The sequence below is a fragment of the Mycobacterium yunnanensis genome (assembly GCF_025823185.1).
GTDB classification, from domain to species: Bacteria; Actinomycetota; Actinomycetes; order Mycobacteriales; family Mycobacteriaceae; genus Mycobacterium; species Mycobacterium yunnanensis.
Genome location: NZ_JACKVK010000005.1, coordinates 363438 through 379887 on the forward strand (window position 1 = coordinate 363438; position 16450 = coordinate 379887).

Sequence of the window (16450 nt, forward strand, 5' to 3'; positions counted from 1 at the left end):
CCCGGCGACAAGCCGACGTCGACGGCGAGTGGTAGGGGACGAATACCAAGTGGCAGCTACTATCGCTTGGGTGTCGGAGGGCGAACGAGCCAAACCACGACGGCGTCGAGGGCGGCGCCGCGGGCGACGCTCTGCAGGCCCGTCGGAGGCCGCCTCGGCCGATCCGGCCAACCCGTCGGTGCCGCTGCCAGGTCCCTCTCCCGGCCATCAGGCCGACGCCACCTCGAAGGTCGCGCAGAACCGATCGGGCCGACGCGCCCCCGAGCGCCTGCGCACCGTGCACGAGACCTCGGCGGGCGGGCTCGTCATCGACGGCATCGACGGTCCTCCCGACGGTCAGGTGGCGGCCCTCATCGGGCGCGTCGACAGGCGCGGGCGGATGCTGTGGTCGCTGCCCAAGGGGCACATCGAACAGGGCGAGACCGCAGAACAGACCGCCATTCGGGAGGTCGCCGAGGAGACCGGAATCCAAGGCAGCGTGCTAGCCGCACTCGGCAGCATCGACTACTGGTTCGTGACCGAGGGCAGGCGCGTCCACAAGACCGTGCACCATTACCTCATGAGATTCCTCGACGGCGAGCTCTCCGACGAGGACGTCGAGGTCACCGAAGTTGCCTGGGTGCCCCTGACGGATCTGCCGGCGCGACTGGCCTATGCCGACGAGCGCAAGCTCGCGCAGGTCGCCGGAGAGCTGATCGCCAAGCTGCAGGCCGACGGCCCCGGGTCGCTTCCACCCCTGCCTCCCAGTTCGCCGCGGCGCCGCCCGCAGACGCACTCCCACACCCGCAACCGTCGGCCCGAGGACTCCCCGCAACCCGGCCGGCGGGCGAACGGCTGCGGCCAAGGACCATGACGCGCGCCGCGGCGTGGATCGCCGGGTCGCGCCCGCTGGTACGTCTTCTGGCTGTGTTCGCCTTCATGGCGTTGATCGTCGTACCCGCCGTGGTGCCACGCGCCGCTGCAGGCGAGCCCGGAGATCGCCCCTTCCTCCAGCTGCACATCGACACCATCACCCCGGATGCGGTCACCACGACCAGCGATCCCGTCGTCACCGTGACCGGCACGGTGACCAACGTCGGGGATCGTCCGGTGCGCGACATCAACGTGCGCCTCGAGCACGCCGCGGCGGTCACCACGTCAGACGGCCTGCGCACCGATCTGACCGGCGGCGTCGACCAGTACCAGGCGGTGGCCGACTTCATCACCGTGGCACCGGAACTCGCGCAGGGCCAGCACGTGCCCTTCACGCTGTCCTACCCCGTTCGCTCCGCGGAGCTCCCGTCGCTGAGCATCGACCAGCCGGGGATCTATCCGGCCCTCGTCAACGTCAACGGAACGCCGGACTACGGCGCCCCGGCCCGCCTCGACGACGCCCGGTTCCTGCTTCCGGTGCTCGGCGTACCCGCCGACCCCTCGCAAACCGACGAGTCCCCGGCGGCAGTGGTTCCGCCGGACACCTCCAAGCCCGTGCGCGTGACGATGCTGTGGCCGCTGGCCGACCGACCCCGACTGGCCGCCGGCGTGCCGGGCGGCAGCACCCCGGTCCGGTTGGTCGACGACGAACTGGCGACGTCCTTGGCCGCGGGCGGCCGCCTTGACACGCTGCTGTCGGCGGCCGACTTCGCCACCAGCGCGCCCGTCGACCCGGGCGGGCAGACGCGCAGCGCGTTGTGCCTGGCCGTCGATCCCGACCTGCTGGTCACCGTCAACGCCATGACACTGGGCTACGTCGTCAACGACGATCCGGTCGGTGGCGTCAACTCGCCGACCCACCCCGGCACCGGTCAGCAGGCGGCGGTGGCGTGGCTGGCCAAGCTGAGGGCGCTGGCTCAGCGGTCGTGTGTGACGCCGACGGTGTACGCGCAAGCCGATCTCGCGGCGCTCGCGCGCGTGGGCAACCCCGAACTGGCCACCGTCGCCGTCAAGGGCGCCGCCGACATCGTCGACCAGATCCTCGGCGTCGTCTCCACCCGCGGGGCGACCATCTTCGGCGACGGTCCGATGACCGGTGGGGCGATCCGGATGCTGTCGGCGCAGGGTCCGACGGTCGCCATCGCGGCCGGCGACGTGACCCCGCGCCGGTACGACGCCAACGTGGTCGCGGCGCCCTTCGACCCCGCCGTCGGGGCGGCGCTGGCCGGCGCAGGCACGATGCCGGTGACGCCGTCGTACCTGGATCCGTCGCTCGGCGTGCCGCTGTCGCACGATTCCCCGATCGCCCGTCGTGAGGACGCGATCGCCGCGGTGCTGTGGCGGGCGCTTCGCCCGCAGACCGAGCCCCGCACCGAGATCCTCGTCCCCCCGCTGGCGTGGAACCTGCCGCCGGAGGAAGCGCAGTCGATCCTCTCCACTCTGGCGTCGTCGATCCGGTCCGGGTTGGCCGTGCCTAGACCGTTGGCCACCGTCGTCGCGGAGACCAACGTGATCCCACCGTCGGACGCCGCGCCGCTGCCACCGGACACCCTCGGCAACCCGCGCGCCCACATCGACGGCAGCGTCACCGACGGCATCGCCGGCACCACCCTGCGGCTCGGCGGGCTGACCGCCGCGCTGACCGTCGACCCCCGGACCGGACTGACCGGTACGCAGTACACCGCCCCGCTGCGCGAGGACCTGCTGCGCGCGCTGAGCCAATCGGTGCCGCCGGATTCGCGCAACGGCCTCGCCGCCCAACGCGTCCGCGTGGTCGACGACACCGTCGGCGACCTGCTGCGCGCGGTGACCATCGTCAACCCCGGCGGTTCGTACACCCTCGCCACCGAACGCAGCCCGTTGCCGCTGGCGTTGCGCAACGACCTGCCGGTGCCCATCAAGGTGCGGCTCGCCGTCGACGCGCCGCCGGGGATGACGGTCGACGACATGGGTGAGATCGAACTGCCGCCGGGCTTCCTGCCTCTGCGCGTCCCCATCGAGGTGCACTTCACCCAGCGTGTCGCCGTCGACGTCTCCCTGCGCACGGCCGACGGGCTGCCGCTTGGTGAACCGGTGCGGCTGTCGGTGCACTCCAACGCCTACGGCAAGGTGCTGTTCTTCATCACGCTGTCGGCGGGGGCGATCCTCGTCCTGCTGGCCGGCCGCAGGCTCTGGCACCGTTTCCGCGGCCAGCCCGACCGGGCCGACCTCGACCGGCCCACGCGCCGCGACGGGGAGGGCAGGCCCGATCCGCTGGACGTGGCGCTCGCGCATGGGCACGATGAGCGCTCGCGCGAAGAGCATCTACATGACGGGCGCAAGACGTGACCCCAACCCGACCCCCGACCCCGGCACCACGCCCACCGCAAGCCCCCCGTCGCATCCCGCAGGGACCGGCCCCGCGGCGCCGTGCCGGTCGGCCCGAACTGACCGACGCCGCCGTCGTCTCCCGGTCCTGGGGCATGGCCCTTGCCACGTTGATCAGCCGCATCACCGGCTTCATCCGAATCCAGCTGCTGGCCATCCTGCTGGGAGCGGCGGTGCTGAGCGCCTTCTCGGTGTCCAACCAGCTGCCCAACCTGATCGCCGCACTGGTGCTGGAGGCGACGTTCACCGCGATCTTCGTGCCGGTGCTGGCTCGCGCCGAACGCGACGACGCCGACGGTGGCACCGCGTTCGTGCGGCGTCTCCTGACGCTGGCGACCACCCTGTTGTTGGTCGCGACCATCGTGTCGGTGATCGCCGCGCCGCTGCTGGTCCGTCTGATGCTCGGCGGCGACCCCAAGGTCGACCGACCGCTGACCACCGCACTGGCCTATCTGCTCCTGCCGCAGATCATCTTCTACGGTCTGTCCTCGGTGTTCATGGCAATCCTGAACACCCGCAACGTCTTCGGGCCGCCGGCCTGGGCACCCGTGCTCAACAACGTGGTGGCAATCGCGACGCTCGGCGTGTTCGTGGTGGTTCCCGGCGAACTGACGGTGGACCCGGTCGCGCTCAGCACGTCCAAGCTGCTCGTGCTGGGCATCGGCACCACCCTCGGCGTGGTCGCGCAGACCGCGGTGCTGTTCGTCGCCATTCGGCGGGAACGGGTCAGCCTGCGCCCGCTGTGGGGCCTCGACGACCGGCTCAAGAAGTTCGGCGGCATGGCCGCCGCGATGGTGCTCTACGTGCTGATCAGCCAGGCCGGACTGGTCGTCGGCAACCAGATCGCCAGCAGCGCAGCGGCTTCCGGGCCCGCCGTCTACAACTACGCCTGGCTGGTCCTGCAGCTGCCGTTCGGCATGATCGGCGTGACGGTGCTGACGGTCGTCATGCCCCGCCTGTCACGCAACGCCGCCGCCGACGACCTGCCCGCCGTGCTCGCCGACATCTCCTTCGCGACGCGGCTGACCATGCTGACGCTCATCCCGGTGGTCGCCTTCATGACGGTGGCCGGGCCGGCGATCGGCAGCGCGCTGTTTGCGTACGGCAAGTTCAGCGACGCGGACGCCGGCAGCATGGGCAACGCGATCGCGCTGTCGGCGTTCACCCTGCTGCCGTACGCGATGGTGCTGCTGCAGACGCGCGTCTTCTACGCCAGGGAGCAGCCCTGGACCCCGATCGTCCTGATCGTCGTGATCACGGCGGTCAAGGTCATCGCCTCGCTGGCAGCGCCGCATCTGACCGACGACCCCGAGCTCGTCGCCGGCTACCTCGGATTTGCGAACGGACTCGGGTTCCTCGCCGGTGCCGTCGTCGGACACGTCATGCTCCGGGCCAACCTCAAGCCGCCGGGGGGCAGGCTCATCCAACTCGACGTGGTGCGCACGGTCCTGGTCACCCTCGCCGGGTCACTGCTCGCGGGGCTGGCCGGGCACTTGGTCGACCGGCTTCTGGGCCTGCAACCGCTGACCGAGAACGTCGGCGGCGGCGGCTCGTTCCTGCGCTTGCTGATCCTCGGCGTGATCATGCTGCCGATCGTCGCCGCGGTGTTGCTGGCCGCCAAGGTGCCCGACGCCCAGGCTGCGGCGGGCGCGATCCGGCGACGGTTGGGCCGCGGTCGGGCGACGGTTCCCGCGGGGGTTCCCGTCCCACCGCGTCCGGGTACACCCCTCCCGTACGCTAATCAGAGCAGTTCACCTTCGTTGCGGCCGCGTCAATATGGCCCACCGGCGGGGCGGACTGGCGAACCTCCGGCAGGACGTGCCGGAGCAGTCATTGGGAGGGGATTCACGGTGAGCGACGACCCGGCGGGCAGTTCGACGCCCGACGCAGGCGCGACCACCCGCATCCCCAGGCAGAGTGCCGACGACTTCCAGCCCGACGTCCCGTCGGAGTCGCATCTGCCCCCCTCGGGCCGCCCGCCCGCCGACTACGGCGGTGACCCGACCCGCGAGCCGGTCAGCGCCGGCATGCCCAACGAGCCCGCGATCGAAGCCGCGACCGCGGACGACGACGTGCACCTGATCCCCGGTGCCACCATCGCCGGAGGGCGTTACCGACTGCTGGTGTTCCACGGCGGTCCGACGCATCTGCAGTTCTGGCACGCGATGGACACTGTCCTCGACCGTCAGGTCGCGTTGACCTTCGTCGACCCCGACGCCGTGCTGCCCGATGACGAGCTGTCCGAAATCCTTTCTCGGACGATGAAACTGGGTGCGATCAACGTGCCCGGGATCGCCCGCGTGCTCGACGTCACCCGCACGGGGTCCGGCGGGCTCGTCGTCTCGGAGTGGATCCGTGGCGGTTCGCTGGCCGAAGTCGCCGAGACGGCTCCGTCGGCGATCGGCGGCGCTCGCGCCGTTCAGTCCCTCGCCGCCGCGGCGGAGGCCGCACACCGCGCCGGGGTGGCCCTGTCGATCGACCATCCCGGTCGCGTCCGGGTCAGCATCGACGGCGACGTCGCCCTGGCCTTCCCCGCCACGATGCCCTCGGCGACACCCGAGGACGACATCCGGGGCATCGGCGCCGCGCTGTACGCGCTGCTCATCAACCGGTGGCCGCTTCCCGACCCCGGTCAGCGCGGCGGCATGGAACCCGCCGATCTCGACGCCGCCGGCGAACCGGTCGAGCCGACCACCGTGGACCGCAACATCCCCTTCCAGATCTCGGCGGCCGCCGTGCGCGCCGTGCAGGAGCACGGCGGCATCCGGTCCGCCCCGACGCTGCTGAACCTCCTGCAGCAGGCCACCGCCGTCGCCGACCGCACGGAGCTGATCGCGCCGGTCGACGAGCCCGCCGCCAACCGCGCGCGGTACCGCGACGACGCCGTCGACGATCCGGAGGCCAAGGCCCGCCGCAAGCGCGGCGTGTTGATCGGCGTCGCGGTGGCGGGTTCCATCCTCGTGGTGGCGCTCATCGTGCTGGCAACCGTGTTGCGCGGAGTGTTCAGCGACGTCGGCGGTCCGCTGGACAAGGACGAGCTGGGACTCAACGCGCCGTCGAGCAGCACCACCGGCGCGCCCAGCGCGAGCACGGTGAAACCCGTTCGGGCGACGGTGTTCTCACCCGGCGGGGAGGCAGACAACCCCGCCGACGCCGGCAACGCGATCGACGGCAATCCCACCACGGCGTGGCAGACCGACACCTACAGCGACCCGGTACCGTTTCCCAACTTCAAGAGCGGCGTCGGGTTGATCCTGCAGTTGCCGCAGCCCACCGCCGTCGGCTCGGTGACGCTGAACCTCAACAGCACCGGCACGTCGATTCAGATCCGGGCGGCGCAGTCCGCCACGCCGTCCTCGCTCGAGGAGACCACCGAGCTGACCCCGCCGACGCCCATGAAGACGGGGTCCAACACCATCACGATCAGCAATCCGCAGCCGGTGTCGAATGTGTTGGTGTGGATCACGACGCTGGGCACCGTGAACGGCAAGAGCGAGGCCGCGCTGTCGGACATCACCATCAAGCCCGCGTCCTGACGGTCGCCGCGCACGTCCCAAAAGAAGTGCGGGGACGGGTGCCCGGCGTTGATTAGTGTTCGCTTGTGGGGAGTTTCGGGGGGATCACCAGCGGCGGGCGCACCGATGCGGAGTTGCTCGTGGCGCACGTCGGCGGCGACCCGTATGCCTTCGAGGAACTCTTCCACCGGCACCGCCGTCAGCTCCACCGGCTGGCGTTGGTCACCAGCCGCGATCCCGAAGACGCCAAGGACGCGCTGCAGGACGCCATGCTGAAGGCCCATCGCAAGGCACCGTCATTCCGTCACGACGCCTCGGTGAGCAGCTGGCTGTATCGAATCGTCGTCAATGCGTGCCTGGACCGTTTGCGTCGCAACAAGATTCATCCGGTCAGCCCGCTCGAGGACGACGTCTGCCACTACGGGGACCCGACGTCGCGCGTCGACACGGCGCTCGTCGTCGAGCGGGCCCTGCTGCGGCTGCCGCTCGAGCAGCGCGCCGTCATCGTGGCCGTGGACATGCAGGGGTATTCGGTCGCGGAGACCGCCCGCCTGCTGGGTGTGCCCGAGGGCACCGTCAAGAGTCGTTGTTCGCGCGCAAGGGCGAAGTTGGCCAAGAGTCTGGAGTACTTCGACGACCCCGCACCGACCGTTCGCCCGTGACGTCTACCGCGACTGACGAACTCGCGTGTCGGGTTGCGGCACCGCCACGAACTGCGGACCGTTCACGGCCTGAGACAAGCACCCTGGGATGCCGCGGCAGGCGATGATCGCCCCGGCGCCCGGCGCCTGCCCGGGCGCGGTGGGAACCTCGTTCGGAATGCCGCAGGTCTGGTGATACGGGTCGTACGGCACGATGTTCATGTCGCAGGCCAGCAGGTCCGACGCCGGCGTGGTGACCACGTCGACGACGGCCGCTCCCGAGGCGGCCAGCAGCCCGAAGACCCCGGTTGCCGCTAACCGGCGGAGATTGACCATGTCGCCTCGTTCATGCCGTCGTGCCACCAGATTCCTGGCCGCACCTCCAGCATCCTCTCGACCACAGCTTAGCGAAAGGTCATTCCCAGCCAGCGGCGTCGCACGTGGTGCGAGACTGACTAGGTGCACGGCGAAGCCGACGACGGCGTCACGGTCGACCAACTCGCCGACCTGAGTGCCGGGCTGCTCGACGATTCCACGGCAGCCCGGTTGCGGCGGCGAGCCCGCACCGATCCCGAGGTGGGAACCGTGTTGGCCGGTCTCGATCGCGTCCGGCGCGAGGTCGCGGCCCTTGGCGAGGACCCGACGTCGGCGGCCGAGGTGCCCGACCACGTGACCTCGGCGATCGTCGAGGCGCTGCGTGCGGCTCCCCCGCCGAGGCGCCGACGCCCCCCGTGGCGACGGGCTGGCCGCTGACCGCGAAGCCGCCCACCGCGCAGGTCGACGCGGCCGTGGCGGTCTGATCACGCGTCCCAGGGTCAGGACTGGAACATGCGGGCCTACGCTGGTGTTATAGGCGTACGCAGAAAGGCGGACATGACTTCCTCGAACACCGTTCATGACCTGATCATCATCGGCTCGGGCCCTGCCGGTTACACGGCGGCGGTGTACGCCGCCCGTGCCCAGCTGCATCCGTTGGTCTTCGAAGGGGTGCAGTTCGGCGGAGCCCTGATGACCACGACCGAGGTGGAGAACTACCCCGGCTTCCGCGAAGGCATCACCGGTCCCGCCCTGATGGAGGAGATGCGCGAGCAGGCGCTGCGGTTCGGCGCCGACCTCCGCATGGAGGACGTCGACGGGGTGGACCTGGACGGTCCCGTCAAGACCGTGACCGTCGGAGACGAGACCTTCCAGGCGAAAGCGGTCATCCTGGCGATGGGCGCCGCTGCCCGTCAGCTGGGCGTGCCCGGCGAGATGGAACGCATCGGCACCGGTGTGAGCACCTGTGCGACGTGTGACGGCTTCTTCTTCCGCGACCAGGACATCGCCGTCGTCGGCGGCGGAGACTCCGCGATGGAGGAGGCGATCTTCCTCACCAAGTTCGCCCGCCACGTGACGCTCATCCACCGCCGCGAGGAGTTCCGGGCGTCGAAGATCATGCTCGACCGCGCCAAGGACAACCCGAAGATCACCTTCCTGACCAACACCGCGGTCACCGAGGTCGAGGGCGAGCCCAAGGTCACCGGGCTGCGTTTGGTCGACACCGTGACCGGCGAGGAGTCCAAGCTCGCCGTGACCGGCGTCTTCGTCGCGGTCGGTCACGACCCGCGGTCGGGCCTGGTCAGCGGCAAGGTCGATCTGGACGACGAGGGTTACGTCAAGGTCGAGGGTCGCTCCACGAGCACCTCGGTCGACGGCGTGTTCGCCTGCGGTGACCTGGTGGACCACACCTACCGCCAGGCCATCACCGCCGCCGGCAGCGGTTGTGCGGCGGCGATCGACGTCGAACGGTGGCTCACCGGCCACCAAATCGCCGACAACTGGTGATGCAGCACCCCGTCAGTCCACACCCCCGAGACAGGAGCACCCCATGAGCGAGAAGACCAGCGCCACCGTAGCCGTGACCGACGATTCGTTCTCCGACGACGTCCTCACCAGCAGCACACCCGTCCTGGTGGACTTCTGGGCGTCCTGGTGCGGCCCGTGCAAGATGATCGCCCCGGTGCTCGAGGAAATCGCCACTGAGAAGGCAGGCGCCCTGACCGTCGCCAAGCTGGACGTGGACGCCAACCCCGGCACCGCGCGCGACTTCCAGGTCGTGTCGATTCCGACGTTGATCCTGTTCAAGGACGGTCAGCCGGTGAAGCGCATCGTGGGCAGCAAGGGAAAGGCCGCGTTGCTTCGCGAGCTGTCCGACGAGGTCTGACCGGGGCCCCGCTGCCCCGTCCGAGATGCCCGCACCCGGCTCGCGGCTGGCCTGGAGGTTTCTTCATTAGCGACTCAGTCTGCGACAATTCTGGTCATGTCTAGTCTGCGCCGCGGCGATCGAGGAGCCTCGGTGGTCGAAATTCGGTCGGCGCTGGCGGCGTTGGGCCTCATCGACGAGCCGGATGACGACCTGGTCACCGGCAAACACGTAGCCTTCGACGTCTTCGACGAGGACCTCGACCGCTCGGTGCGCGCCTTCCAGCAACACCGGGGTCTCTTGGTCGACGGCGTGGTGGGTGAGGCGACATATCGCGCGCTGAAGGAAGCGTCCTACCGTCTCGGCGCCAGGACCCTGGCTCATCAGTTCGGCGCCCCGATGTACGGCGACGACGTCGCAACCCTGCAGGCCAGGTTGCAGGACCTCGGCTTCTACACCGACCTGGTCGACGGGCACTTCGGTCTGCAAACGCACAACGGTCTGATGTCCTATCAGCGGGAGTACGGTCTGTACCCCGACGGCATCTGCGGCCCAGAGACGTTGCGCTCCCTGTACTTCCTGGGTTCTCGCGTCACCGGCGGTTCGTTGCACGCGATTCGCGAGGAGGAGCTGGTTCGTCGCTCCGGCCCGCGGTTGTCTGGCAAGCGCATCATCATCGACCCGGGCCGCGGTGGCGACGACCACGGGCCCATCATGAACGGTCCGGACGGTCCGATCAGCGAGGCAGACATCTTGTGGGACTTGGCAAGTCGGCTCGAAGGCCGGATGGCCGCGATCGGCATGGAGACGTTCCTGTCGCGTCCGGTGGGTCGTAGCCCGTCGGACGCCGAGCGTGCCGCGACGGCCAACACGGTCGGTGCGGATCTCATGATCAGCCTGCGGTGCGCCTCGCTGCCCGACTCCCCCGCCAACGGCGTGGCCTCGTTCCACTTCGGCAACTCGCACGGCTCGGTGTCGACCATCGGGCGCAACCTGGCCGACTTCGTGCAGCGAGAGCTGGTGGCCCGCACCGGTTTACGCGATTGCCGCGTCCACGGGCGCACGTGGGATCTCCTGCGTCTGACGCGGATGCCCACGGTGCAAATCGACGTCGGGTACATCACCAACCCGCATGACCGCGACCTGCTCGTGTCGGCTCAGGCCAGGGACTCGCTGTCGGAGGGCATCCTCGCCGCCGTGAAGCGGCTCTACCTGCTCGGCAAGAACGACCGTCCCACGGGCACGTTCACCTTCGCCGAGCTGCTGGCGCACGAACGGTCGGTCGAACAAGCCGCCGGTCGCGCCGCTCAAGCCTGACGCGGCGTCAGCTGCACGGGCTCGCGCCGGCTCCCACCGGCTGCTGAAGCTGCGCGCTCACCAGCAGTCGCTCCAGCGCGGCCTCCACGTCGGCCTTCCAGCCGAGTCCCTGCTCGAGCTCCAGACGCATCCGTGGGAAGTACGCATGCGGCGCCACCACCTCGAAGCCGACGTCGGCGAGGAAGTCCGCGTCGATGACGCACTGCTCGGCGGAGCAGTCGCCGAAAGATTGGACGGCCGAGCGTAGGTTCGGCGCGATCAGGTGTGGTTCGGTGAGTTCGGCCGCCGCGGACGTGCGGCCGAACGACTCCAGTGCGCGGACGCCTCGGCGCACCAGGTCCCCGACGACGGCGGCCATCAGTGCGCGAGTGAGCCCCTCCCCGTCGTCGCCGGATTCGACACCGACCGTCGTCAGCAGGACGGCGTCGGCGCTGACGGGCCCGGTCGGAAACAGTGCGGCGCGCGGGACGGCACGCGGCGGCGCGTAGAACGCGAAGCCAAGACACGGCTCGTCCCCGCTGGACGCCGGGGCGGAGAAGTCGGCTTGGTCGGGCGCGCAGGCTACGGCCATTTGTCCGCACGAACCCCACTCCAGCATGACCATGGAGAGCCACGCTTCCTTCTCGAATTCGGGGTCGGCGAGATGATCCTCACCGGGCAGCGTCGTCGGGTCCACTTCCCAGAACACACATCGCCGCGCGTGCTTGGGCAATTGCTCGAAGGCCTCGAGCCGCAGCGGCGTGATTCGTGCTGACACTAGACACCCCGCGTTTCAGATCGGCCAGCCGGACGTGACTGCCCCTCCAGGATAGAAGGCCGGGGCGAGTCTGGCCCCATGCGCCGCCTCGGCGGCACGCTTCCGAGGGTGTCAGGGCGAAAGATATTGCTGCGCAAGGACTTTGCTCCTTCGGGCGACGACGAGTCCCGTTGGGATCCATCGCTTTGTCACAGTGACGTAATTACCCGTTGTGGTAGGTCACGGCTTCGCCGCGTTCATGAGGTCGACTATGCGCTGCAAATCGTCGACCGACCCGAACTCGACCACGATCTTGCCCTTGCGTTTGCCAAGGCTGACCGACACCCGGGTGTCGAAGGCCGACGACAGCCGCTCGGCGACGTCCTGCAGCCCCGGCATCTGAATGGGCTTGCGCCGCTGCGGTGGAGGTGCGTCCGGAGCACCGTCACGGTTGGCCAGGGTGACCGCTTCCTCGGTCGCGCGGACCGACAAGCCCTCGGCGACGATGCGCGCGGCCAGTTCCTCCTGCTTCTCCGGCCCGCTCTCCAACGCCAGCAGGGCGCGGGCGTGTCCGGCGGACAACACGCCCGCCGCCACCCGCCGCTGCACCGCCACCGGCAGTCGCATCAGCCGAATCATGTTGGTGATGACCGGTCGTGACCGTCCGATCCGGACGGCCAATTCCTCATGGGTGACGCCGAACTCTTCGAGCAGCTGCTGATAGGCCGCCGCCTCTTCCAAGGGGTTCAACTGAGCGCGGTGGATGTTCTCCAGCAGCGCGTCACGGAGCATGCTGTCGTCGGCGGTCTCGCGCACGATCGCCGGGATCGCCGCGAGGCCGGCCTCCTGCGCGGCACGCCAACGCCGCTCCCCCATGACCAACTGATAGCGAGGGCTCCCCTCCCCCGCATCGAGGGTCCGCACCACGATCGGCTGCATCAGGCCGAACTCCCGGATCGAGTGCACCAGTTCGGCCAGCGCCTCACCGTCGAACACCTGGCGTGGCTGCTTGGGGTTGGGCTCGATGGCTGCCGGATCGATCTCGCGGTAAACGGCGCCCATGTCGTTCGCGTCGTCCACGGAAGGGACGGGCTGTGCCGGTTCGGTAGGCGCCGTGGGGGCACCGCCGTACATGACGTCCGCCGCGGCGGCACCCATGGCGGGACCCATGCTGCCCTTGTCGTCGCTCGGCCCGGTCGGAATCAAGGACGCGAGGCCGCGACCGAGGCCGGTTCGCTTGGGGGGCGGAGTCATGCGCTTCTCCTGTTCACGAGGGCGGTCATTGGGCGCGCGCCGGGCCGTGCGCCCTCTCGGCGATCTCCCGACTGGCGTCGAGATAACTCATCGCGCCGCGAGATCCGGGATCGTATTCGAGAATCGTCATCCCGTACCCGGGTGCCTCGGACACCTTCACACTGCGCGGAATGACGGTACGAAGGACCTTGTCGCCGAAGTGTGAACGGACGTCCTCGGCCACTTGGTCGGCCAGCTTGGTCCGGCCGTCGTACATGGTGAGTACCACCGTGGTGACGTCCAGCAACGGGTTCAGGTGGGCCTTGACCATGTCGATGTTGCGCAGGAGTTGGCCCACTCCCTCGAGCGCGTAGTACTCGCATTGAATGGGAATCAGCACCTCGGGTGCGGCGACGAGCGCGTTGATCGTCAACAGCCCCAGTGACGGCGGGCAGTCGATGAACACGTAGTCGAAGTCGTACTCCTTGAGCGTCGCGAGTGCGTTCCGGAGACGTCCTTCGCGCGCCACCATGCTGACGAGTTCGATCTCGGCGCCGGCCAGGTCGATCGTCGCGGGCACGCAGTAGAGGCGCTCGCTGTACGGGCTCTGCTGCAGCGCAGACTCCAGCGTGATCTCTCCGATCAGCACCTCGTACGACGACGGCGTACCCGGGCGGTGTTCGATACCGAGGGCGGTACTGGCGTTGCCCTGCGGATCCAGATCGATGACGAGGGTCTTCAGTCCCTGCAGTGCAAGCGCCGCAGCGACGTTGACCGCCGTGGTCGTCTTGCCGACGCCGCCCTTCTGGTTGGCGATGGTGAACACGCGCTGGCGGGGCGGCCGCCTCAACTGCTGTCCCTTGGCGTTGTGGAGGATGCGGACGGCGCGCTCCGCCTCGGCACCGATCGGTGTGTCCGCAGTCGTGGGTTCCTGCCAGGCCTCCTCGGCGGGTGGCAGCCATGTTTCACGTGAAACATTGCGGGGGGTCTCTGCGGCTGCGCGCTTCGCGTCGCGGGTCGGCCGTAGCTTCACTTGCTTCTCCTCGTCGGGCCGTCCGGCCGCGATACTCGTTGATCCTGGGCTCGAGCCGGCTTCCGCTGCGGGTTGATCCCCCGGCCGCCCGCGCCCGCCGGGCGATCCGATTTGACTGCCACGACGACGGTCACGGGCGGACTCAAGTACGTCACGCCACATTCCATCACTCTTACGTTCACCGCACCCAACGAACTCATGGCCCGTCGGTGGTCCTCGATCTCCTGGGCCGCGCGCTCGCCCTTCATCGCCAACATGCGCCCGTGCGGACGCAGCAGTGGCAGACACCAACGGGTCAATTTGTCCAGCGAGGCAACCGCCCGGGACGTCACGACGTCGATCGACCCCGCGGACTCACGGACGGACTTCTCTTCGGCACGGCCTCTGATGACGGTCACCGGCAGACCCAGGAGGTCGACGGTCTCGGCCAGGAAGTCGGCTCGGCGCAACAGCGGCTCGACCAAAACCACGTGGATGTCGGGCCGCGCCATCGCGAGGGGGATCCCCGGCAGGCCCGCTCCGCTGCCAACGTCGGCAACGCGCTCCCCCGGGTTCATCAACTCTCCGATGGCGGCGCTGTTCAAGATGTGGCGATCCCACAGCCGGTCCACCTCGCCGGGACCGATCAGCCCACGCTCGATTCCGGCACCGGCGAGAATTGCCGCATATTCCGCGGCAGTGTCCAGACGATCGCCGAACACGTCGGCGGCCCCGTCGGGGGCCGGCGGTGCATCACCATGTTTCACGTGAAACATCCTCCGCTTCCGCCGCCCCGGCGGCCAGGTCGAACTACATCCGTGTAACTCAGGGGGTCAGGCAGGGAGGACGACGACGCGCCGCGACGGCTCAGCGCCCTCGCTCTCGCTCCGCACACCGTCGACGGCCGACACCGCGTCGTGCACGATCTTGCGCTCGAAGGGAGTCATCGGCGCGAGCTCTTCGCGCTCGCCACTGGCCAGCACCCGCTTGGCCACCTTGTCGCCCAGTGCGGCCAACTCGTCACGACGTCCCCGACGCCAGTGCGCGACGTCCAGCATCAACCGGCTACGCTCGCCCGTCTTCTGGTGAACAGCGAGCCGGGTCAACTCCTGGAGCGCGTCCAACACCTCACCCTTGCGGCCGACCAGCTTGGCCAGATCGCTGCCGCCGTCGATGCTCACGACGGCGCGATCACCTTCCACGTCCAAATCGATGTCGCCATCGAAGTCGAGCAGATCGAGGAGCTCTTCGAGGTAGTCCCCCGCGATCTCGCCCTCGTTGACCAAACGGTCTTCCAGGTTCTCCGCCTTGGGCGCCGAGCCCTCGACGTCGGTGCGTTCGGTCGTATCAGCGTCAGTCATCTTGGTCCTTACCTCCGTGCTGTAAACATCCATCAGTCGCCGCGACGGGACGCACTGATTCGGGTTCTAGGGCCGTCGCTTCTTCGGCCTGTTGTTGTTGCGCTTCGGGGCACGATTGGCCGCGGTACCGGCCTTCGGCGTGACGGGCTTGCCGTTCGTCGATCCAGCCACCGGCCGCGTGCCGATCTCGGTTGCGCCGTCGTCGACGGCGTCGGCGTCCTGGCCGACAGCCTCGCGCTCGGCAGCTGCCTTCGCCGAGTTCTCGGCCGCGGCGGACTGGGGGCCCTTGCGCTTGGGCTTGGGCTTCGGCTTGGAACCCGGGGCGGGGGCATTGGACGCGCGTCGCGCCAAGTCCTCTTCCTTCTTGAGTTCCTCTTCCTTCTCGATCTTGCCGAAGACGTAGTGCTGCTGCCCGTAGGTCCAGATGTTGTTGGCCACCCAGTAGAGGATCACCGCCAACGGCAGGAACGGACCACCGACGACGACGCCGAGCGGAAACACGTACAGCGCGAGCTTGTTCATCATCGCCGTCTGCGGGTTGGCAGCGGCCTCGATGCTCTGCCGGGCCACCGACGCGCGGCTGTTGAAGTGCGTCGCGACACCGGCGAGGATCATCAACGGCACACCGACGGCGATGACCGCGCCGCGGTTGAACTCCTCGAAGGCGCCCAGCCCGACGGTCTGGATCATCGACGCACCCAGGGGCGCACCGAACAGGTGGGCATCCAGGAAGTGCCCGACGTCGGTGGCGCTGAACACGTAGTTGCCGAGCGAGCGGTTCTCCTCGACGGTTAGACCCAACCGACCGAAGCCCGTCTGGGTCCGGTTGAAGGAGTTGAGCACGTGATAGAGGCCGATGAAGACCGGGATCTGCGCCAGCATCGGCAGGCAGCCCAGAATGGGGTTGAACCCGTGTTCCTTCTGTAGCTTTTGCATCTCGAGCGCCATCCTCTGGCGATCCTTGCCGTACTTCTTCTGCAGCGCCTTGATCTGTGGCTGCAACTCCTGCATCTGGCGCGTCGTCCGGATCTGGCGGACGAACGGCTTGTAGAGGATCGCGCGCAGCGTGAACACCAGGAACATGACGGTGAGGCCCCACGCGAAGAAGTTCTCCGGGCCCAGGATGAAGGCGAACGCCTTGTACCAAACCCACATGATCGCTGAGACCGGGTAG

At 68.9% G+C, this 16450-nt stretch carries 15 protein-coding genes; 8 read left to right on the forward strand and 7 right to left on the reverse strand.

All coding sequences use genetic code 11. From position 1 onward, the window contains the following. The first annotated feature begins 70 nt into the window (after positions 1-70). The 4 genes from H7K45_RS08990 to sigM all read left to right on the forward strand — a co-directional run bounded on the left by H7K45_RS08990 (position 71) and on the right by sigM (position 7456). Positions 71-853 carry an NUDIX hydrolase gene (locus H7K45_RS08990; RefSeq protein ID WP_263995441.1) on the forward strand — a complete coding sequence of 261 codons (783 nt, stop codon included), beginning with the start codon at positions 71-73 and terminating at the stop codon, positions 851-853. Continuing rightward, positions 850-3240 carry a DUF6049 family protein gene (locus H7K45_RS08995; RefSeq protein ID WP_263995442.1) on the forward strand — a complete coding sequence of 797 codons (2391 nt, stop codon included), beginning with the start codon at positions 850-852 and terminating at the stop codon, positions 3238-3240. Before H7K45_RS08990 ends, H7K45_RS08995 begins: the two co-directional genes overlap by 4 nt. Further along, positions 3237-6815: a murein biosynthesis integral membrane protein MurJ gene (gene murJ / locus H7K45_RS09000; protein ID WP_263995443.1), complete on the forward strand. Its 3579-nt coding sequence runs from the start codon at positions 3237-3239 to the stop codon at positions 6813-6815. Before H7K45_RS08995 ends, murJ begins: the two co-directional genes overlap by 4 nt. Positions 6816-6880: 65 nt before the next feature. Beyond that, the gene (gene sigM / locus H7K45_RS09005; protein WP_263995444.1) at positions 6881-7456 is read left to right on the forward strand and encodes an RNA polymerase sigma factor SigM; all 576 of its coding nucleotides are present in this window, start codon (positions 6881-6883) and stop codon (positions 7454-7456) included. A 3-nt stretch (positions 7457-7459) separates the two neighbouring features. Here sigM and H7K45_RS09010 read toward each other — a convergent pair whose 3' ends face one another. Continuing rightward, complete coding sequence (locus H7K45_RS09010; protein WP_263995445.1) at positions 7460-7771, reverse strand: hypothetical protein; 312 nt, start codon at positions 7769-7771, stop codon at positions 7460-7462. 123 nt (positions 7772-7894) lie between these two features. On the opposite strand from H7K45_RS09010, the gene H7K45_RS31235 reads away from it, so the two are divergent. The 4 genes from H7K45_RS31235 to H7K45_RS09030 all read left to right on the forward strand — a co-directional run bounded on the left by H7K45_RS31235 (position 7895) and on the right by H7K45_RS09030 (position 10934). Further along, positions 7895-8188 (forward strand): RsmA family anti-sigma factor, encoded by a 294-nt coding sequence (locus H7K45_RS31235; RefSeq protein ID WP_276069724.1) that lies wholly within the window; start codon positions 7895-7897, stop codon positions 8186-8188. 120 nt (positions 8189-8308) lie between these two features. Further along, the gene (gene trxB, locus H7K45_RS09020) at positions 8309-9259 is read left to right on the forward strand and encodes a thioredoxin-disulfide reductase (protein ID WP_263995446.1); all 951 of its coding nucleotides are present in this window, start codon (positions 8309-8311) and stop codon (positions 9257-9259) included. A gap of 43 nt (positions 9260-9302) precedes the next feature. Further along, a complete protein-coding gene (gene trxA, locus H7K45_RS09025; protein WP_263995447.1) occupies positions 9303-9638 on the forward strand; it encodes a thioredoxin in 336 nt (111 codons plus the stop codon). A 96-nt stretch (positions 9639-9734) separates the two neighbouring features. Beyond that, complete coding sequence (locus H7K45_RS09030; RefSeq protein WP_263995448.1) at positions 9735-10934, forward strand: N-acetylmuramoyl-L-alanine amidase; 1200 nt, start codon at positions 9735-9737, stop codon at positions 10932-10934. Positions 10935-10941: 7 nt separating this feature from the next. Here the strand turns inward: H7K45_RS09030 and H7K45_RS09035 are convergent, their stop codons facing one another. The 6 genes from H7K45_RS09035 to yidC form a co-directional block, all read right to left on the reverse strand. Beyond that, positions 10942-11691 carry an acetyltransferase gene (locus tag H7K45_RS09035; RefSeq protein WP_263995449.1) on the reverse strand — a complete coding sequence of 250 codons (750 nt, stop codon included), beginning with the start codon at positions 11689-11691 and terminating at the stop codon, positions 10942-10944. A 219-nt stretch (positions 11692-11910) separates the two neighbouring features. After that, complete coding sequence (locus tag H7K45_RS09040) at positions 11911-12924, reverse strand: ParB/RepB/Spo0J family partition protein (protein WP_263995450.1); 1014 nt, start codon at positions 12922-12924, stop codon at positions 11911-11913. A gap of 25 nt (positions 12925-12949) precedes the next feature. Continuing rightward, positions 12950-13936 carry a ParA family protein gene (locus tag H7K45_RS09045; RefSeq protein WP_263995451.1) on the reverse strand — a complete coding sequence of 329 codons (987 nt, stop codon included), beginning with the start codon at positions 13934-13936 and terminating at the stop codon, positions 12950-12952. Beyond that, positions 13933-14682, reverse strand: coding sequence for a 16S rRNA (guanine(527)-N(7))-methyltransferase RsmG (gene rsmG, locus H7K45_RS09050; RefSeq protein WP_263995452.1), 750 nt, complete (start codon positions 14680-14682; stop codon positions 13933-13935). Before rsmG ends, H7K45_RS09045 begins: the two co-directional genes overlap by 4 nt. A gap of 66 nt (positions 14683-14748) precedes the next feature. Further along, the gene (locus H7K45_RS09055; protein WP_263995453.1) at positions 14749-15276 is read right to left on the reverse strand and encodes a Jag family protein; all 528 of its coding nucleotides are present in this window, start codon (positions 15274-15276) and stop codon (positions 14749-14751) included. A 66-nt stretch (positions 15277-15342) separates the two neighbouring features. Continuing rightward, positions 15343-16431 (reverse strand): membrane protein insertase YidC, encoded by a 1089-nt coding sequence (gene yidC / locus H7K45_RS09060; RefSeq protein WP_372512526.1) that lies wholly within the window; start codon positions 16429-16431, stop codon positions 15343-15345. Positions 16432-16450: the final 19 nt, after the last annotated feature.